Source organism: Sphingomonas sp. PP-CC-3A-396, from assembly GCF_004343105.1.
Lineage (GTDB): Bacteria > Pseudomonadota > Alphaproteobacteria > Sphingomonadales > Sphingomonadaceae > Sphingomonas.
The window spans coordinates 634,862-654,281 of record NZ_SLYF01000001.1; the positions used below are offsets into that span (position 1 = coordinate 634,862).

Genomic DNA, 19,420 nt, shown 5'->3' on the forward strand with positions numbered 1-19,420 from the left:
CCCCCTATTGGGCCCCGGCCTCCGCCGGGGTGGTGGTAATTGGAATAACTCTGAGCCCTTCCAAAACCGTCGCCACTCCAAAACCGTCGCCCCAGCGAAAGCTGGGGTATTCCTGTTGGCGGACGCTGCGACCCGGAACGGGGAGATCCCAGCTTTCGCTGGGATGACGGTCAGCCGGCGAACGCTGGAATGACGGTGAGGGCAGTCAGACCCGTCGGCGATCGAGTCCCCACGACAGCGCCCAGATCGCAAACCCGCCAAGCGCCAACGCCGTCCCGACCCAGCCGGTCGACGGCAACCCGTACCCGCTCGCAATCGCCAGCCCGCCAAGCCAAGGCCCAAGCGCATTGGCCGTATTGAACGCCGAGTGATTAAGCGCCGCGGCCAGGGTCTGCGCCTCCTCCGCGACATCCATCAGCCGCGTCTGGAGGATCGTCGACAGCCCGCCGCCGCACCCGATCAGCACCACGACCGGCAACATCGCCCAGAGATGCGGCGTCGCCGGTGCGTACAGCGCGAGCGCCCCTGCTCCGAACAGCAACGTGATCCCCGCCGCCGGCATCAGCGCCACGTCCGCCGCTTTCGCGCAGACCAACGTGCCGATCGTCATTCCGACACCGAACAACGCAAACGCGACCGGCGTGAACGCGGACGACACACCCGTCACCTCGGTCAGCGTCGAGGCAAGATAGGTATAGACGCAGAAAATCCCGCCAAATCCGACCGCGCCGATCGCCAGCGTCAGCCAAACCTGCCCGTTACGCAACGCCGCGAGTTCGCCGAGCGGGCTCGCATCCTTCGCAGGCCGCAGCACGGGCGCGAACTTCAGCAGCATCGCCACCGTCACCGCGGCGATGATCGCGACGATCCCGAAGCCCCAGCGCCAGCCGAACCACTGGCCAATCCCGTTCGCCAGCGGCACGCCCGCGATCGTCGCGATCGTCAGCCCCAGCATCATCCGCGATACCGCGCGCGACCGCTTCTCGCGCGGGACCATCGACGCCGCGACGAGCGACCCGACCCCGAAATACGCGCCGTGCGGCAGCCCGCTCAGGAACCGGGCCAGCAGCATCAGATGATAGGTCGGCGCGAGTGCGGACAGCCCGTTGGCAATCCCGAGAAACGTCATCAACCCGATCAGCAACACCCGCCGCTCGATCTTCGCGGCCAGCACCGCGATCGTCGGCGCACCGACGACCACGCCGAGCGCATAGGCGCTGATGACATGCCCCGCGGTCGGCTCGTCGATCCCGAGTCCCCGCGCGAACTGCGGTAGCAGGCTCATCGCGGCGAACTCGGTGGTCCCGATCGCGAAGCCACCCACGGCAAGCGCGAGCAGCGCCAACCGCGCGTTGACAGGCGGGGCAAGCGAGGTGGTTTGGTCGGTATCGATCATGCGGTTTATTTCGCAGGTGCAGCATAAAGCTTCAACCCGCGGACACCCGATCAAATGTCAGCCGCACCCAAGCCCATGTTCGCCGACAACCGGCTCGATCAGACCGCGCCCTCGATCGGCGCGGTCATGATCACCCGCAGCCCGGGCATGTTGTCATCATGCTCGATCGTGCCCGACAGCCCGGCGACGATCGCGTTCATCATCCGACTGCCGAAGCCCTCCCGCGTGCCGACCTTGCCCGAACCCTCGTCCGCGACGATCAGGCGAAGACGGTTGCGATGCTGTTCGAGCGCGATCAGGATCGGGCCCGGACGCCCGCCATAGGCATATTTGCTGGCGTTGATGACGAGCTCGGTCAGCACCAGCCCGATATTCACCGCCCGATCGGTCGGCACCAGGATCGGCGCGAGATCGAGCCGCATGTGCGCCGCCCAGTCCGCGCCGAGCGAGGTCTTCATGTCGCCGGCCAGCTCCTCGAGATAGCGCGACAGATCGACCGACTCGACTTGGTCGTCGCGGTACAGCCGGCGGTGGACCAGCGCGACCGCGGAAAGCCGCGCCTGCGCTTCGGCGAGATGCTCCTTCACCTTGGCATCGTCGGACGCCTTGGCCTGGAGCGACAGGAACGCGGCGACCAGCTGGAGGCTGTTCTGGACGCGGTGATTGACCTCCTTCATCAGGACGTCCTTCTGCGCGATCAGCACGTCCTTGTCGGCAAGCGTGCGCTGCATATCGGCATTGAGCAGGCGGAGCCGCTGGTTGATATGCGCGTCGTGGAACGCGCGGCGCAGGCGATGCGCGGCCTCGATCTCCTCGAGCGTCCAGCGCCGCGACCGTCCGGACACGATCTGCGTCCAGGACTCGAACGAGGTGCGCGGGGTCAGCACCGCGGTCGGATCGAGCGACACCGCCTTGTGCGGATTGCCCGCCCATTCGACCTCTTCGGCCTGCTCGGCGCGGAACCAGAACAGCATCGCACCATCGTCGATCAGCGGCATCGCCAGCACCCCGCTGGCGCAGGCGCGATAGGCCTCCGCGCGCGGCAGCAACGCGGGAAGCTCGTGCGTCGCCAGCGGTTCGATCCCGCTGCGCGCGCAGACCCAGGCGGCGAGGTCGCGAATCTCGTCATGCGCCGGGCAGACCCCGTCGGTGTCGACGATCGTCCCCTGCACGAACGCGAACCCGTCGGCGTCGAGCATCCGCCGCAGGTCGTCGCGCAGCGCCACGACGATGCTGCGTGGTGCCGGTTCGGTGGCGAGCTTGGCGATCACCGCATCCTCGGCACCGCGCAACCGCAGGCGTTCGCGGTAGATCTCGGCCTCTTCCTTCGCACGGATCTGACGCGCGAGCCCGCTGGCCAGCGTCGCCGATGCGGCGCGGACGTCGGGGCTCAATCCGCGCGGCGTGGCATGATGGCAGGCGATCAGGCCCCATAGCAGCCCATCCTTGACGATCGAGATCGACGCCGACGCCGCGACCTCCATATTGGCGAGATAGCGCAGGTGGATCGGCGACACGCTGCGCACCGTCACGTCGCTGAGGTCGAGCGTTTCGAAGCCGGCGGGCCGCAGCACCGCGGGCGTATAGGCGATCATCGGGATGGTCCGCGTGCGGTTGCGAACGTACAGCGCGCGCGCCTGCTGCGGAATATCCGATGCCGGGAAATGATGGTTCAGGAACGTGCCGAGACCGACGGCCCTGTCCTCCGCCACGACGCGGCCGGCGTCGTCGTCGAGGAAACGGTAGATCATCACACGGTCGAACCCGGTAAGCTGGCGAAACGCGATCGCGGCGCGGTCGCACAGCGTGCTCAGATCGGTCGCGCGTTCGAACATCGTGATCATCGGGTTGAGACGACCGAGCATCTGCGTGGCGGTCATCGGTGCGGCATCGACGGGTTCGAGTTCCGCCAACACATAGTCGCCGCTGCGGTGGATCGTGACCTCGAAGCGTTCGGTCGATCCCATCACCGGATCGCCGACCAACCCCCCCGGCCCCACGTCGTCCGTCGGCACGGCCTGCGCGAGGAGTTGGGAGAGGTCTGCGCCCAGCCACTCTGCCGCCAGCCGACCCTCGATATCGCCCGCCCCCGCGACGACCGTCAGCGACGCCGGATCGGCGACCAGCAACAGGCCATGCGGCTGGATCGACCCCGGAATGTGGATCGGCTCGCGGTCGCACGCGGTCAGGTCCAGCCCGCTGTCCTGGGTCTGCGCCTGATCGAGCGCAGTAGCGTCTACATCGTTCTGCGCAGTCATCGGCCAAGGCCCCCTTGTCAGCAAAACCGCTGTGGCGGTCATTGCGGAACAAAGCAAATACCCTCGCAGTGAGCCTATTGATCAGGATCAGGACGGCGGCGCGGACTCGGCATAGCGCCGCGCGATTATGGCACAGGCGATCAGCTGCAACTGGTGGAACAGCATGACCGGCAGCAGGATCACGCCGACCTGCGCGGGCGGGAACAGCACGCCCGCCATCGGCACGCCCGATGCAAGGCTCTTCTTCGACCCGCAGAATTGCAGCACGATCGCATCCTCGCGGGGGAGTTTCATCAGGCGTGCGACCGCGAAGGTGAGCGCGAGGACGAAGGCGAGCAACGCCGCGCACAACAATCCGATCAAGATCAGGTCGCCGAGCGACAATTTGGTCCACAATCCCTCGACCACCGCGGCTCCGAACGCGCTGTAGACGACCAGCAGGATCGAGCCGCGATCGACCACCGTCAACAGGCTCTTGTTGCGCGTCACCCACGCACCGATCCACGGCCGCAACAGATGCCCGGCGACGAACGGCACCAGCAGTTGCAGCACGATCGCCTCGATACTCTCGATCGAGATCCCGCCGCTGCCCGAAGTGTTCATCAGCAGCGCGACCAGCGCGGGCGTCACGAGGATGCCGAGCAGGTTCGAGAACGACGCGCTGCACACTGCCGCCGCGACATTGCCGCGCGCGATCGCGGTGAAGGCGATCGAGGACTGCACGGTCGAGGGGAGCAGCGTCAGGAACAGCAACCCGGCGGCGAGCGGCCCCGTCACGAACGGCAACGCAGTCAGCCCCAGCCCGAACAACGGGAACGCGACGAACGTGATGGCGAGCACCGCCAGATGCAGCTTCCAGTTGCGCAGGCCCGCCCAGATCGCATCGCGCGACAGCTTGGCGCCGTGGAGGAAGAACAGCAGGACGATGCCGATATCGGCGGCGTAGCCGACGATCGTCGCCATCTCGCCGCGGGCCGGCAGCAGGCTGGCCAGCACGACGGTGCCGAGCAGCATCAGGATGAACGGCTCGAATACGGAGAGGAACCGCCCGATCACGGATGCGCCTTCACATAGGCGTCGAGCGTCGCGAGATAGCCGCTGAGCGCGTCGTCATCCAGGAAACTGCCGAGAAAGCTGTTGCGCGCGAGCGTCACGACCTGCTCGCGCGACAGGGCCTTCGCGCGCGCCGTCTGGCGGAAATTCTCGCCGATATAGCCACCGAAATAGGCCGGATCGTCCGAATGGATTGTCGCGCGCAGACCGAGATCGAGCATCCGGTCGATCGGATGGTTCTCCAGCCGATCGACGTTGCGCAGCGCAACGTTGGACAACGGGCACACGGTGAGCGTCATCGCATCGCGTGCGAGGCGAGCGACCAAGGCCGGATCCTCCAGCGCGCGGTTGCCGTGGTCGATGCGGTCGACCTGGAGGATGTCGAGCGCCTCGTGGATATAGGCGGGCGGGCCCTCCTCGCCGGCATGCGCGCACAGCATCAGCCCGGCATCCGCGGACGCCGCGAACACGCGCGCGAACTTCGACGGCGGATGGCCGACCTCGGACGAATCGAGCCCGACGCCGATGAACTGGTCGAGCCACGGCTCCGCCTGCGCGAAGGTCTTGAACGCGTCCTCCTCGTCGAGATGGCGGAGGAAACTCATGATCAGCCCGACCGACATGCCGTGCTTGGCCTGGGCTTCGTCGATCCCCGCGAACAGCCCGCGTGCGACCACATCGAACGGGATGCCGCGATGCGTGTGTGTCTGCGGATCGAAGAAGATCTCGGCATGGACGACTCCGTCCTGCGCGACCCGGTCGAAATAGGCGCTGCCAGATCGCGGAAGTCCTCCTCGGTCTGGAGTACCGCGGCGCCCGCATAATAGATGTCGAGGAAGGTCTGCAGATTGGTGAAGCTGTACGCCGCGCGGACGTCCTCGACGCTCTTGAACGGGATCGCGACCTTGTTGCGCTCGGCCAGCGCGAACATGAGTTCGGGCTCCAGGCTGCCCTCGATGTGGAGGTGGAGTTCGGCCTTTGGCAGGTTCGTGATGAAGTCGTCGTTCGGGAAGGGGGTCATGATCCGTCCTGTCGCTTGGGTCGCGTCGGCTGCAACCATTCCGCGCGCCGCGCACTACCGCAAGTGCGAAAGCCGTTGCATGACAATCCTGTCACGTTACCGAGCGCGTAAACCTACGCTAAGGACACCATCGATGCCCACAGGACTGGTCGCACTGCTCGACGACATCGCCGGGATCACCAAGCTTGCCGCCGCCAGCCTCGACGATATCGCCGCGACCACCGGCAAGGCAGGCAGCAAGGCGATCGGCGTGGTGGTCGACGATGCCGCCGTCACGCCGCGCTACATGGTCGGGTTCGAGCCCAAGCGCGAACTGCCGATGATCTGGAAGATCGCGCTCGGCTCGTTCCGCAACAAGCTGGTCTTCATCCTGCCCGCCGCGCTCGCGCTGAGCGCATTCGCGCCGTGGTTGCTGACGCCGTTGCTGATGCTCGGCGGTACGTATCTGTGCTTCGAGGGCGCGGAGAAGATCCTCGAGGCGTTCGGCGGCGGGCATGCTGAGGAGGTCGTCGAGGCGCCGGTCGATGCGGCGACGCTCGAAGCGCAGAAGGTCTCGGGCGCGATCCGTACCGACTTCATCCTGTCGGCCGAGATCATGGTGATCGCGCTGTCCGACGTCGCGACCAAGCCGATCTGGGAACAGGCGATCGTGCTGGCGCTGGTCGGGATCGTCATCACCATCGGAGTCTACGGCGTCGTCGCGCTGATCGTGAAGATGGACGATATCGGCCTGCATCTGGCGCAGCGCAGCAGCGCGGCGGTGCAGGCGATCGGGCGTGGGCTGGTGAAGGGCATGCCCCTCGTCATGTCGGCGCTGTCGGTGATCGGCACGGCGGCAATGGTGTGGGTCGGCGGCCAGATCATCGTCCACGGGATCGAGGAGTTCGGGTTCACGACGCTCCCGCACTGGATCCACGACACCGCAGAGGCTGCTTCGCATGCGGTGCCGTTTGCGAAGGGCGCCGTGAACTGGGCGATGAACGCGTTCTTCTCGGGGATCGTCGGATTGATCCTGGGGGGCGCGATCGCGCTGGGTTTGCACGCGGTGAAAAAGCCCAAGGCACACTGAAGGACGGAGTGCCGATCGCTGCGGACCGTGTCGTGATGGGGCGCACCTTCCCATCTCGGTAAAGGACTGGACGGCTGCCCTTTATCGCGATTACACCTCGTGTCATCGTCTCTCAGCCGGAAGGCCCTTCCTTTGATCCGCAAGCTTCTCGTCGCATCCCTGCTCGCGTCCGCTGTTCCTGCGGTGGCGCAGGTTCCCGCCGGCAATACTGCGCCACAGCCGGTACCGTTCGTCGACACGATCCCCGACGCGGTCGACACGCCCTACCCGGGCACGCTGCTGCTCGACGTCGATGCGACCGATACCGAGCGCGGCATTTTTCGCGTGAAGCAGACGATTCCGGTCGCCAAGTCCGGGCCGATGGCGCTGCTGTATCCGAAGTGGCTGCCCGGCGCGCATTCCCCGCGCGGCGAGATCGAGAAGCTCGCAGGCCTCGTGATCCGCGCGAACGGCAAGATCCTCCCCTGGACGCGCGATCCCGTCGACGTGTTCGCGTTCCATATCGATGTCCCGACTGGCGCGAAGAGCGTCGTTGCTGAGTTCCAGTTCATCTCCGCGACCAAGGGCGACCAGGGCCGCGTGGTGATGACCCCGACGATGATCAGCCTCGAGCCGAATCTCGTCAGCCTCTATCCGGCCGGCTATTTCACCCGCCAGATCCCGATCAAGATGACCGTCACCTACCCGACCGGCTGGACCGCGGCGGGCGCGGTGCCAGCGAAGGTATCGGGCTCGACCTACAGCTACGACACGACCAACTACGAGATTCTCGTCGATTCGCCGACGCTGGCGGGCAAATACGGCAAGGTCTGGCCACTCAGCCCCCGCGTCGATCTCAACGTGTTCGCCGACAGCCCCGACCAGCTCGCCGCCAAGCCCGAGCAGATCGATGCGCACAAGCGCCTCGTCGACCAGGCGGTGAAGACGTTCGGCGCGCAGCATTACGATCATTACGAATTTCTGCTGTCGATCACCGATCAGCTCGGCGGGATCGGCTTGGAGCATCATCGCAGTTCCGAGAACGGCGTCCGTCCCGGCTATTTCACCGAATGGGAGACTGGGGCCGCCGCGCGCAACCTGTTGCCGCATGAATACACGCATAGCTGGGACGGCAAGTTCCGCCGCGGTGCCGACCTGTGGACGCCCGATTTCCGCACGCCGATGCGCGATTCGCTGTTGTGGGTCTACGAGGGCCAGACGCAGTTCTGGGGCTATGTGCTCCAGGCGCGCTCGGGGCTGGTCAGCAAGCAGGACACGCTCGACGGCTATGCCTCGATCCTCGGTATTTACGACACCGCGCCGGGCCGCCAGTGGCGTCCGCTGATCGACACGACGAATGATCCCGTCATCTCGGCGCGCAAGCCCAAGGGGTGGACGAGCTGGCAGCGGTCGGAGGATTACTACAACGAGGGCCTGATGGTCTGGATGGAGGTCGACGCGATGCTCCGCCAGAAGTCGAACGGCACCAAGTCGATCGACGATTTCGCGCGTGCCTTCTTCGGCGTTCGTGACGGCGACTATGGCGAGCTGACCTATACCTTCGCCGATGTTGCGAAGACGTTGAACGGGATCGTCCCCTATGACTGGGCGACGTTCCTGAACACGCGGCTGACCGAGACGGGCAAGCCGGCGCCGATCAACGGCTTTGCGATGAACGGCTACAAGCTGGTCTACGGCCCCGAGCAGAGCCCGTATCTGAAGCAGGCGGAGAAGACGCGCGGCACCGATGTCAGCTATTCGCTGGGCATGGTGATCAACAAGGACGGCGTGGTCACCTCGTCGATCTGGGACAGCCCCGCGTTCAAGGCGGGCCTCGACGTCGGCACCGAGATCGAAGCGGTCAACAGCGAGGCCTATTCGGCGGACCGGATCAAGGCGGCGATCGTCGCCGCGCAGGGAACGAAGCTGCCGATTCGTCTCACTGTAAAGAACAATGACCGATTCCGTGACATCTCGCTCGATTACCACGACGGCCCGCGCTATCCGCGGCTTCAGAAGGTCGGTACAGGTGACGGTGGGCTCGACAAGCTGCTGACGCCGCGCTGACCAGCCACTGACTTACCGGTGCCGGTCGCTCCCCAGACGAGGAGCGCCGGCACCGTCATATTCTGAAAGGACCGCCATGCGTATCGATCTCATCCCGACCGGCAAGAACCCGCCCGAAGACCTCAACGTCATCATCGAAGTCCCGACCGGCGGCGAGCCCGTGAAGTACGAGTTCGACAAGGCCAGCGGCGCGCTGTTCGTCGATCGCATCCTGCACACGCCGATGCGCTATCCTGCGAACTACGGTTTCGTGCCGCACACGCTGAGCCCCGATGGCGATCCGCTCGACGCGCTGGTGATCGCACGCTCGCCGTTCATCCCAGGCTGCGTCGTCCGTGCGCGTCCGATCGCGGTGCTGAACCTCGAGGACGAAGCCGGCGGCGACGAGAAGCTCGTCTGCGTGCCGGTCGACGCGGTGTTCCCGTATTACGCCAACATCGGCGAGCGCGGCGACATGCCGGAAATCGTGTTCGAGCAGATCGAGCACTTCTTCACGCACTATAAGGACCTGGAAAAGACGAAGTGGGTCCGGGTCGGCAAGTGGGGCGATGCCGACGAAGCCAAGCGCGTCACGATCGAGGCGATCGAGCGCTACAACGCCGAGAAGGCCAAGGGCGAAGAGCCGATGAACGCGGACGACACCGCAGGGCGCTGATCGCATGACAACGGCGTCTCGTGCGTTCGATGGCATCCGCGTCCGCGCGGCGCAGATCGGACTATACGAGACGCCGATACTGCACGGGCGGCTGGCCGATGCGGATGCGCTGAACGCCGCGCTACGGTCGGCGATCCTCGATCGTCACTCCGCCGCGCCCAGCCTCGCACGGTCCAATGTCGGTGGCTGGCATTCCGCCACCGACATGCTCGACTGGGGTGGACCGGCAGCAGCGGCGCTCGCCGATACCGCGGTGAAGATGGCGAAGCGCGCGTCGCATTTCGATGGGCGCGATGCGGCGACGGTCGAATGGACCGTCAAGATGTGGGCGAACGTCTCCCCGCCCGGCGCGCTCAACATGAGCCACGCGCATCCCGGCGTGCTGTGGGCCGCGGTCTATTATCTCGACATGGGAGTCCCGCCCTCGGAAGGCGAAGCGGGCGGCGAGCTGTTCTTCGAGGACCCGCGCTTTCCGGTGCCGTTCATGCGCCTGCCCGGCTTTCGGCTGCTCGGCATCGACGGCCAGCCGCAACCGGTCGAGCGCCGCCTGCCGACCGACGCGGGTGATCTGGTCCTGTTCCCCGCCTGGCTCCGCCACGGCGTCCGCCCGCACCTCGGCACCCGAGACCGCATCTCGATCGCGATGAACATCGACGTGACAGGGTGAGATAGCAGGCAGATTAACCCGCGATCCGCCCTAGTCCTACCGCCCGGCCAGCTTCACCAGCGCATCCCCGGTCATCCGCTGGATCGTCCAGTCCTCCATCCCGACCGCGCCAACCTTCCGGTAGAACGCGATCGCATCGGCATTCCAGTCGAGCACCGACCATTCGAACCGCGCGCAGCCGCGATCGAGCGCTACGCCGGCGAGATGCGACAGCAGCGTACCGCCGACCCCCTGCCCGCGCGCTTCCGGCGTCACGTACAGATCCTCGAGATACAGCCCGCGCTTGCCCGTCCAAGTCGAGAAATTGTGGAAGAACAGCGCGAACCCGAGCGGGCCATCGGCATTCTCCGCGATCAGAGCCTCCGCGGCAGGCCGCTCCCCGAACAGTGCCTCCGCCAGCATCGGCTCGGTGGCCTCGACTGCATCCGGCTCGCGCTCGAACGCGGCGAGTTCGCGGACGAAGCGCAGGATCGTGCCGACATCGGCCGGAGTCGCGGAACGGATATGGGTCATGCACTAGCCTCGATCGATGTCTGCGCGATGTCACGCCGCCGCGCCGCGTACAGGCACGCGACTACGATGATCGCCGCGCCCGCCAGCGTGAACGCCGATACCCGCTCGCCGAACACCAGGAAACCCAGCACTGCGGCATAGACGAACGAGGTGTATTCGGTGGTCGCGAGGAACCCGGTATCGCCGTGCGCATACGCCCAGCCGAGCAGCCACAGCGACGCGGTCGCGAGCCCGGCGGCGAGCATGAGCTTGGGCCATTGCACCGCCTCGGGCACCACCGCGAGCCAGGGCGCCGCGAGCGCCAATGTCGCGGTGATCACGAGCGCCTGAAAGAACGCGATCTCCCCCGGCCGCGCCGCCTGGCTCTGCAGCCGCGCGATCACGAGGTTCACCGCATACAGCACCGCCGAGCCGAGGATCGCGAGCGTGCCATGAAAGGTCTCGGGTCCGGGCACCTCGCGCCCCTGCCCGATCATCACCACCAGCACGCCTCCAAGTGCCGCGATCGATGCGACCAACGTCTTCCACCCGACCCGCTCGCCCAGCGTGGCGGCCGCGAGCAGCAAGGCGAGGATCGGCGCGATGTAGGTCAACGAAATCGCCTGCGCCATCGGTACGCGTGCCAGCCCCCAGAAGAACAGCACCGCCATCGCGGTCGTCACCAACCCGCGCGCCAGATGCAGTTTCAGCCCACGCCCGCTCGGCCGCCCGCTGTTCCCGAGCTTCCACGCGACCGCACCGAGCCCGACGCTGATCATCTGCCGCCACAGCAGCGCGTTATAGACGCCGATCGCCAGGACGAGCGACTTCATCACCGCATCCATCATGGAGAACAGTCCGATGCCGAACGCGGCGATCGCGAAGGCTAAAGCGGGTGACACGATTCGAGAGGTCATCGGAACAGGCGGATATCAGGCGCGATCGGCTGCGGCACCGATTCTCGCCAGCCGCAGCAATTCGGGAAGTGCGGTCCGGACGGCCGCGATCAACGCTGCATTTTCCCTCGATCGTCCATCCGCGGGAACGATATAGTCGTGATGCTGGATCGAGGTTGCCGCTACCACGCCGTGATAGGTCGAACTGGAAAGATCGTCATTGTCGCCGGACGTGTTGGGCTTCGTCGCAACAGCCGTCGCGCAGGTTGCGTTCTCGTCATCCATGGCCCGCACGTACCAAGGCCCGGGCGTCGCCGCCTGATCCAGCGCGGTCAGTGCATCGAGATCGGCGGCCGTCGTCATGCGCATCCCATACGCCGCATCGTACCGGCACGCCATCGTCACGCGCTGCGCGAAAGGATCGTCATTCGATGTGTCGATCCTCCCCCGCCAGGGGGAGGTGGCTGGCACTTGCCAGACGGAGGGGGAGGTAAGCGACGACCTCTGCCCTGTGCCCTCCCCCTCCGAAGCCTCCGGCGCCACCTCCCCCTGGCGGGGGAGGATCGGCCAACTTCAGCGACGGTGGATATCAGTCCGCATCAGCGCCGTTCCCCCACGAAGGCGGGGGTCCAGGAGCCACAACCGTCATCGCCCGTTACCCTGGGCTCCCGCCTTCGCGGGAGAACGAGACGAAGCCTGCGCCCTATTCCTCGTCATCCTGACGAAAGTCAGGATCCAGAGCCATTGAGGTCTGCGTTCGTTACCCTGGATCCTGACTTTCGTCAGGATGACGGGGCGTGGTGGTAGCCCTCTATTCCGCCGCCACCGGCACCAGTGCAGCCATCGCCTCGTCGGCCGCTTCGATCTCGGCGGCTTTCGCTTCGACCAACCGGACGATGTGGTCGACCATGTCGGCGTCCTGGACGTGGTGGTCGGTGACGCCCGACAGATACACCATGTGCTTGCCGTTGCCGCCGCCGGTGATGCCGATGTCGGTCTCGCGCGCTTCGCCGGGGCCGTTCACGACGCAGCCGAGCACCGACAGCGACATCGGCGTGCGGATATGCTGCAACCGCTCCTCCAGCGCCTGCACCGTGCGGATCACGTCGAAGCCCTGGCGCGCGCACGACGGGCACGACACGACGCGGACACCGCGGTTGCGGATGCCGAGCGACTTGAGGATCTCGAAGCCGACGCGGACCTCCTCCTCCGGTTCGGCGGAGAGCGACACGCGGATCGTGTCCCCGATCCCGTACCAGAGCAAACTCCCCATCCCGATCGCCGACTTCACCGTGCCGCCGACGAACCCGCCCGCCTCGGTGATGCCGAGATGGAGGGGACAATCGACCTGTTCGGCGAGCTGCTGGTACGCCGCGACCGCGAGAAACAGGTCGGACGCCTTCACCGCGACCTTGAACTCGTGAAAATCGTGGTCCTGCAACAGCTTGATGTGATCGAGCGCCGACTCGACCAGCGCGTCGGGGCAAGGCTCGCCGTATTTCTCGAGCAGGTGCCGCTCGAGCGAGCCGCCATTGACGCCGATCCGGATCGCGCAGCCGTTGGATTTCGCCGCGTCGACGACTTCCTTCACGCGCGACGCCGAGCCGATATTGCCCGGGTTGATCCGTAGGCACGCCGCGCCGGCATCCGCCGCTTCCAATGCACGCTTGTAGTGGAAATGGATGTCGGCGACGATCGGCACGCGGCTCGCGCGGACGATCTGCTTCAGCGCGGTGGTCGATTCGACGTCGGGGCAGCTGACGCGGATGATGTCGACGCCGGCCTCTTCACAACGCCGGATCTGGTCGACCGTCGCGCGGACGTCGTCGGTCGGCGTGTTGGTCATCGTCTGCACGGTGACCGGCGCGTCGCCACCGACGGGGACGTTGCCGACCATGATCTGGCGGCTCTTGCGGCGGGTGATATCGCGCCAGGGACGAAGGGACATGGGGATTCCTCGGGAGTTCGAGGCCTATATAGCGACTTGCGCGCTGGAACGGAACATCGCTGGCCGGAGTAGCGAACGTCGGCCATAGCGGCGCACGGCTTTAGGAGCGAACGCGATGACCCTGTCCCTGTACGATGCGACGATTCCCTCGAACCTCCAGATTCTGCGTGCGGTCGACGCGCTGCTCGACAAGGCGGAAGCGTTCGCGGCCGAGAAGGGTATCGAACCCGCGACGCTGATCGATGCGAAGCTCGCCGACGACATGCTGCCGTTTGGCTATCAGGTGAAGTCGTGTGCAGCGCATTCGGTCGGCGGAATCGAAGGCGTCCGCTGCGGCACCTTCTCGCCCGATCGATCGGCTTGGCCGACCGACTTCGCGGGTCTCCACAGCGTGATACGCGACGCGATCGCCAAGCTTGAGGCGATCGACCGGGAGACGTTCGACGCGCTCGCCGACAACGACACGACCTTCGAGTTCGGCACGTTCGTCATGCCGTTCACCGGCGCGAACTTCCTGCTCTCGTTCTCGCAGCCCAACTTCTACTTCCACGCCAGCACCGCATACGCGATCCTCCGCGCGCAGGGCGTGCCGATCGGCAAGCGCGACTTCATGGGCACGCCGCGCATGAAGGCGTGAACCGGCGCGGGGAACGCCTTAGCCGCCCGACGCTTGCGGCACCGGCCCCCGCCCCGTAGGGCCGCGCGATGACCCGGCATTACGGCATGGACTGGCTGCGGATCGGTGCGTTCGCGCTGCTGATCCTCTACCATATCGGCATGGTCTTCGTGCCGTGGAACTTCCATGTGAAGTCGCTCCATGTCGAGGACTGGGTGCGGCTGCCGATGCTGGCGAGCAATGCTTGGCGGCTGACGCTGCTGTTCGTCGTCTCGGGCTATGCCAGCCGCGCGCTGCTTGCCCGGTCGAGCGGCACGGCCGGGTTCTTTGCCAACCGCTGTTACCGCCTGCTAGTGCCGCTGCTGTTCGGCATGGCGGTGATCGTGCCGCCGCAACCCTGGGTCGAGCTGGTCACCAAGCACGCCTATGCCGGCAGCTATCTGACGTTCTGGAGCCATGACTATTTCCGCTTCGGCAAGCTCGCCGGGCTGTCGTTGCCGACCTGGAACCACCTCTGGTTCGTCGTCTACCTCTGGGTCTACACGAGCGTTTTGACGCTGGGGCTGGCCGTCGTCCGCGGCGACTGGCTTCAGCGCGCGTTCGACCGGGTCTTCGGCAGCTGGGCGGTGCTTGTCCTCCCCGTCGCGTGGCTCGTGTTCGTCCACGCCTGGTGGTTCCAGATGGCCGCGGAATCGCAAGCCCTGTTCGGCGACTGGGTCGCGCACGTCACCTATTTCCCTGCCTTCCTGTTCGGCTTCGGCCTCGCCCGTTCCGAGCCCGCAATGGCGGCGATCGCGCGCTGGTGGAAGGTCGGCGCGGTCGCCGCGGTGCTCGGCTATGGCGCGATCATCGGCGTCGAACTCGAATGGCCCGGCGACATCGTCGCGCCGCGCTGGATCTACCCCGGCTACGGCGTCGCCCACGCGCTCGAGCAATGGGGCGCGATCGTCGCGCTGATCGGAATCGCCGAGCGCCACTGGAACCGCGATTACCGCTGGCGCCGCACGCTGACCGAGGCGGTGTTCCCGTTCTACCTGATCCACCAGACGATCATCGTCCTCGTGATGTACGCGCTGCTCCCCGCCGGCCTGCCGGGCTGGGCGGAGTTCGCGGGCCTGCTCGCCGCGACGACGATCGGCTGCATCGCCTTCTACTGGATCGGCCGCAGCATCGCGCCGCTCCGCCCCCTCATCGGCCTCCGCGCCCTCCCCTCGAAAGACTCAGCATGACCTGGACCCTCGTCATCCACGGCGGCGCCGGCAAACTCGACAGCGAGATGGTCTCGCCCGAGCAGGATGCGGGTGCGAGAGCGGGCCTGTCGCGTGCGCTCGACGCAGGGTCGAGAGTGCTCGCGGACGGCGGCAGTGCGCTCGATGCAGTCGAGGCGGCGGTCCGCGTGCTGGAGGACGACCCGCACTTCAACTCGGGGCGCGGCGCGGTCTTCACGCACGACGGCACGCTCGAACTAGACGCGGCGATCATGGACGGCCGCACCCGCGCAGCCGGTGCCGTCGCCGCGGCCACCGCGACGCGCAACCCGGTCGGCCTCGCCCGCGCAATCCTCGACGACGGGCGCCATGTCTTCCTCGCCGGCAAGGGCGCGGACGCGTTCTCGCGCGATCGCGGATTGCCGCAAGCCGATGCCGACTGGTTCGCGACCGACGAACGCCGCCGGCAATTCGCCGAGTTCCAGGCCGATGGCGGCGGGTTCGACGTCGACATGAAATACGGCACCGTCGGCGCAGTCGCCTGCGATACGCACGGCCATGTCGCCGCCGCCACCTCGACCGGCGGTGTCACCGGCAAGCGCTGGGGCCGGATCGGTGACACGCCGGTGATCGGCGCGGGGACCTTCGCCGACGATCGCGCGTGTGCGGTATCGTGCACCGGCTCGGGCGAGTTCTTCCTCCGCGTCGGCGTTGGCCATGAGATCGCTGCGCGTGTTCGTCTGTCGGGCGAGTCGCTGCAGGTCGCCGCCGACGCGGTGCTTGCCGAAGTGAAGGCGCTCGGCGGTACCGGCGGGGTAATCGTCGCGGGGCCGGACGGCGACATGGCCTGGGGTTTCAACACCGTCGGCATGTACCGCGGGACGGCCTCGTCTGCGGGTAGCCGAACGGTCGCGATCTACGCTAACGAGCCGGCATGAAACGCTATTTTCTCGCCGCCTTGGCCGTTGTCGGCCTCGCCTCGCCCGCCACCGCATTCTGGGAATACGGCCACCAGACCGTCGCGCAGATCGCCTATGCCAACGTCACGCCGAAGACCAAGGTCGCGATTCGCAAGTTGCTCGCGCAACAGGCGCTGCTCGACACGCCCGAATGTCCCGCGGGCACGATCGAGCAGGCGAGCGTCTGGGCGGACTGCATCAAGCCGCTCAAGACCGCCGACGGCAAGTCGCGCTTCGGCTTTGCGTACACTTGGCATTTCCAGGACGCCGACGTCTGCGCGCCATTCGACCTGACGCCCGCGTGCAAGGACGGCAATTGCGTCTCTGCGCAGATTGAGCGCGACGTGAAGTTGCTACGCGATCGCGCTACGTCGCCGAAGGAGCGCGTCCAGGCGCTGGCGTTCCTGATCCACTTCGTCGGCGATCTCCACCAACCGCTGCATGCGGGCGACCGCAACGACAAGGGCGGCAACGACGTAAAAGCGGATTACGGGATCTACGGTCCGGCGCGGTTCAACCTGCACTCGATCTGGGATGGCCCGCTCGCTGAGCGCGCGATCTCGACGCCGCCGTCGCTGGTGCGGCGCTACCCGGCGGCCGAGCGGGCGAAGATCGGGGCGGGGACGGTGACCGACTGGAGCCGCGAATCTTGGGCAGCCTCGCATGAGGCGTATGCGGCGGCGCTTGGCGGGGACGCGTGCGGTACGGTCCCGGCGCGGGTGAAGATGGACGATGCCACGATCGCAAAGATGGTGCCCGTCTCGCGCGAGGAGATCCGCCGCGGGGGTATCCGCTTGGCGAAACTGCTCGACAAAGCGCTGGGCTAAAACCCCTCTCCCCGCCGGGGAGAGGGAGGGGCCTACGGGCTCTTGCACGTGGGAGGGTGAGGGGCTTGAGGCTCGGACGGTCCGTCTCAACAGCCCCTCACCCTCCCGTCGCCAAGTGGCTCCTCCTTCCCTCTCCCCGGAGGGGAGAGGGACTGCCGCGACAAATCTTAGTTCAGCACCACCGTGACCGCGCGGCGGTTCGCCGCCCAGCTCTGGTCGTCCGAGCCCATCGCCACCGGGCGCTCCTTGCCGTAGCTGATCGTCGTCATCCGTGACGACGACACGCCCTTTGCCGCCAGATAGTTCTTGGTCGCGTTTGCACGACGATCGCCGAGCGCGAGGTTATACTCGCGCGTGCCACGCTCGTCGGCATGGCCTTCGATCGTGATGCGCTGGTTCGGGAACTTGGCGAGCCACTGCGCCTGGCTGTCGAGGATCGCGCGTGCGGTCGGATCGATGTCGTACATGTCGAGCCCGAAATTCACCGTGTTCGAGCTGACCGAGCGCTGGAAGTCGGCATCCGACCCCGGCACGATCGCGCCGCCGACATTGCCGTTGTTCATCCCCGCATTGGGATCGACCGCAGCGTTGTTGTCGACCGGTGCGGGCGGCAGCACCGCGGGACGCTTCTTCGCGCAACCCGAAACGGCGATCAGCGCGGTACACGCCAGCAAGATGTTGGAAAGCTTCGACATAGATAGTCTCCCGTAGAAAATCACGTTTCCCGTTAGTGCCCCCATAGCAGGTTCAGGGCCGCAGGGGGCCCCATGCCGGATCGGAGCCGTCGAGCGGCGTCGGGATTTTCCGCTCGTTGACGCCCGTGAGGTCGACCGACCAGAGGTCCGCCTTGCCGCCGCTGCCGCGTCCCGATCGGTAAAAATTGATCACGCGACCGTTCGGCGACCAGCTCGGGCCCTCGTCCTGCCAATCGTTGGTGAGCAGCTTCTCGCCGCCGCCGCTCGGGCTCATGATGCCGATCCGGAAGCCGCCACCGAGCTTGGTGAACGCGATCAGGTCGCCGCGCGGGCTCCACACCGGCGTCGCATAGCGCCCACCGCCGAAGCTGATCCGCTGCTGGTTCGAGCCGTCCGCGTTCATCACGTAGATCTGCTGCCCGCCCGAGCGATCGCTCTCGAACACGATCTTGGAGCCGTCGGGCGAATAGCTGCCGCCGGTGTCGATTCCCGGCGAATTGGTCAGGCGTTGCGGCGTACCGCCTTGGCTCGACACGCGGTACACATCGGTATTGCCCGCCTGCGCCATCGAGAACAGGATGTTGCGCCCATCCGGCGAGAAGCGCGGCGCAAACGTCAGGTTCGCGTTCGCGACCACCAGCCGCTGCTTGCCCGAGCCGATATCGTAGACATAGATCGCCGGGCGATTGTTGAGATAGCTCATGTAGACGATCGACTGCTGGTTCGGTGCGAACCGCGGCGTCAGCACGATCGACTGGCCGTTGGTCAGGAAGCGGTGATTGGCGCCGTCCTGATCCATGATCGCGAGCCGCTTGATGCGGTGGCCCTTGGGTCCGGTCTCGGACACGTAGACGACGCGACTGTCGAAATAAGCGCCCTCGCCGGTGAGGCGCGTGTAGACCATGTCGGCGCACTTGTGCCCTGCGCGACGCCAGTCCGACGGCGGTACGACGAATCCGGTGCGGGTCAGTTCGGCCTTCGACGATACGTCGTAGAGGTAGCAGCCGACGGTCAGGTTGCCGTCGCCATTCGCGCGGATGAAGCCCTGCACGAGTGCCTGCGCGCCGGTGCTGCCCCAATAGTCGAACCCGGGTGCTGTGACTTCGGGGAAGGTGATCGGGCGTAGCTGGCCGGGCGACAGCGGCGTGAACAGCCCGGAGTTGCGCAGGTCGTTGGTGACGATGTCGGCGAGCTGGCGGCCGAGCACGTCGGTCGAGCCTGCTGGCGTGGAGACGACCGCGGACGTCGGCATGACGGGAATCGCGATCGGCATCGGCGCGGAGATACCGCCGGTGACGTCGACCACGAGGCCGCCGGACTGATCGCCTGCCGTTGCCGGGGCTGCAGGATCGGCGGGGGCTTGTTGCGGTGCCGGCGCTGGTGCGTCTTGCGCATACGCTGCACTGCCGGAGACGAACGCGAGCAGCCCAACCGAAGCCAGAACCGATCGAGTCATACGCCCACCCCACACAAACCCCACCCCGGCGGAGGCCGGGGCCCAGTTGGGGGACGCCACTGAAGGAGCGTTGCGCATCGTTACATCGACCTTTCCAACTGGGCCCCGGCCTCCGCCGGGGTGGTTACCGAGCGATGAGTGGTCACCCGCAACTAAAG

17 protein-coding genes and 1 pseudogene are annotated in these 19,420 nt (G+C 66.4%); 8 read left to right on the plus strand and 10 right to left on the minus strand.

Annotated features, from left to right (window positions below; all coding sequences use genetic code 11):
* Positions 1 to 205: 205 nt before the first annotated feature.
* From C8J40_RS02860 to C8J40_RS02875, 4 genes and pseudogenes are all read right to left on the minus strand, one after another.
* A complete protein-coding gene (locus C8J40_RS02860) occupies positions 206 to 1,396 on the minus strand; it encodes an MFS transporter (RefSeq protein WP_132895678.1) in 1,191 nt (396 codons plus the stop codon).
* Between the two features lie 98 nt (positions 1,397 to 1,494).
* Positions 1,495 to 3,654: a histidine kinase dimerization/phosphoacceptor domain -containing protein gene (locus tag C8J40_RS02865; RefSeq protein WP_132895679.1), complete on the minus strand. Its 2,160-nt coding sequence runs from the start codon at positions 3,652 to 3,654 to the stop codon at positions 1,495 to 1,497.
* Positions 3,655 to 3,741: 87 nt separating this feature from the next.
* A complete protein-coding gene (locus tag C8J40_RS02870; RefSeq protein WP_132895680.1) occupies positions 3,742 to 4,710 on the minus strand; it encodes a bile acid:sodium symporter family protein in 969 nt (322 codons plus the stop codon).
* A pseudogene (locus C8J40_RS02875) lies at positions 4,707 to 5,728 on the minus strand (adenosine deaminase). The gene C8J40_RS02870 and the pseudogene C8J40_RS02875 overlap by 4 nt, the downstream one beginning before the upstream one ends.
* A gap of 133 nt (positions 5,729 to 5,861) precedes the next feature.
* Here C8J40_RS02875 and C8J40_RS02880 point away from each other — a divergent pair.
* The 4 genes from C8J40_RS02880 (at position 5,862) to C8J40_RS02895 (ending at position 10,165) form a co-directional block, all read left to right on the plus strand.
* Positions 5,862 to 6,797 (plus strand): DUF808 domain-containing protein, encoded by a 936-nt coding sequence (locus C8J40_RS02880; RefSeq protein ID WP_132895681.1) that lies wholly within the window; start codon positions 5,862 to 5,864, stop codon positions 6,795 to 6,797.
* A 132-nt stretch (positions 6,798 to 6,929) separates the two neighbouring features.
* The gene (locus C8J40_RS02885; protein WP_132734580.1) at positions 6,930 to 8,843 is read left to right on the plus strand and encodes a M61 family metallopeptidase; all 1,914 of its coding nucleotides are present in this window, start codon (positions 6,930 to 6,932) and stop codon (positions 8,841 to 8,843) included.
* 76 nt (positions 8,844 to 8,919) lie between these two features.
* Positions 8,920 to 9,498, plus strand: a complete 579-nt coding sequence (gene ppa / locus C8J40_RS02890; RefSeq protein WP_132895682.1) for an inorganic diphosphatase — start codon at positions 8,920 to 8,922, stop codon at positions 9,496 to 9,498.
* 4 nt (positions 9,499 to 9,502) lie between these two features.
* A complete protein-coding gene (locus C8J40_RS02895; RefSeq protein WP_132895683.1) occupies positions 9,503 to 10,165 on the plus strand; it encodes a TIGR02466 family protein in 663 nt (220 codons plus the stop codon).
* 36 nt (positions 10,166 to 10,201) lie between these two features.
* On the opposite strand, the gene C8J40_RS02900 is transcribed toward C8J40_RS02895, so the two are convergent.
* The 4 genes from C8J40_RS02900 to ispG form a co-directional block, all read right to left on the minus strand.
* Complete coding sequence (locus tag C8J40_RS02900; protein WP_132895684.1) at positions 10,202 to 10,678, minus strand: GNAT family N-acetyltransferase; 477 nt, start codon at positions 10,676 to 10,678, stop codon at positions 10,202 to 10,204.
* Positions 10,675 to 11,574 (minus strand): DMT family transporter, encoded by a 900-nt coding sequence (locus tag C8J40_RS02905; protein WP_132895685.1) that lies wholly within the window; start codon positions 11,572 to 11,574, stop codon positions 10,675 to 10,677. Before C8J40_RS02905 ends, C8J40_RS02900 begins: the two co-directional genes overlap by 4 nt.
* Before the next feature lie 15 nt (positions 11,575 to 11,589).
* The gene (locus tag C8J40_RS02910) at positions 11,590 to 11,916 is read right to left on the minus strand and encodes a hypothetical protein (protein ID WP_132895686.1); all 327 of its coding nucleotides are present in this window, start codon (positions 11,914 to 11,916) and stop codon (positions 11,590 to 11,592) included.
* A 448-nt stretch (positions 11,917 to 12,364) separates the two neighbouring features.
* A complete protein-coding gene (ispG, locus tag C8J40_RS02915) occupies positions 12,365 to 13,501 on the minus strand; it encodes a flavodoxin-dependent (E)-4-hydroxy-3-methylbut-2-enyl-diphosphate synthase (protein WP_132895687.1) in 1,137 nt (378 codons plus the stop codon).
* Positions 13,502 to 13,616: 115 nt separating this feature from the next.
* On the opposite strand from ispG, the gene C8J40_RS02920 reads away from it, so the two are divergent.
* The 4 genes from C8J40_RS02920 to C8J40_RS02935 all read left to right on the plus strand — a co-directional run bounded on the left by C8J40_RS02920 (position 13,617) and on the right by C8J40_RS02935 (position 17,111).
* Positions 13,617 to 14,138 (plus strand): DUF1993 domain-containing protein, encoded by a 522-nt coding sequence (locus tag C8J40_RS02920; protein WP_132734594.1) that lies wholly within the window; start codon positions 13,617 to 13,619, stop codon positions 14,136 to 14,138.
* A 68-nt stretch (positions 14,139 to 14,206) separates the two neighbouring features.
* Complete coding sequence (locus C8J40_RS02925) at positions 14,207 to 15,346, plus strand: acyltransferase family protein (RefSeq protein ID WP_132895688.1); 1,140 nt, start codon at positions 14,207 to 14,209, stop codon at positions 15,344 to 15,346.
* A complete protein-coding gene (locus tag C8J40_RS02930) occupies positions 15,343 to 16,263 on the plus strand; it encodes an isoaspartyl peptidase/L-asparaginase (RefSeq protein WP_132895689.1) in 921 nt (306 codons plus the stop codon). The genes C8J40_RS02925 and C8J40_RS02930 overlap by 4 nt, the downstream gene beginning before the upstream one ends.
* Positions 16,260 to 17,111, plus strand: a complete 852-nt coding sequence (locus C8J40_RS02935; RefSeq protein WP_132895690.1) for a S1/P1 nuclease — start codon at positions 16,260 to 16,262, stop codon at positions 17,109 to 17,111. The genes C8J40_RS02930 and C8J40_RS02935 overlap by 4 nt, the downstream gene beginning before the upstream one ends.
* Before the next feature lie 167 nt (positions 17,112 to 17,278).
* On the opposite strand, the gene pal is transcribed toward C8J40_RS02935, so the two are convergent.
* A complete protein-coding gene (pal, locus tag C8J40_RS02940) occupies positions 17,279 to 17,806 on the minus strand; it encodes a peptidoglycan-associated lipoprotein Pal (RefSeq protein WP_132734603.1) in 528 nt (175 codons plus the stop codon).
* Positions 17,807 to 17,858: 52 nt separating this feature from the next.
* Entirely contained in the window at positions 17,859 to 19,262 is a 1,404-nt protein-coding gene (gene tolB / locus C8J40_RS02945; RefSeq protein ID WP_132895691.1) for a Tol-Pal system beta propeller repeat protein TolB, read from the minus strand.
* Positions 19,263 to 19,420 lie beyond the last annotated feature (158 nt).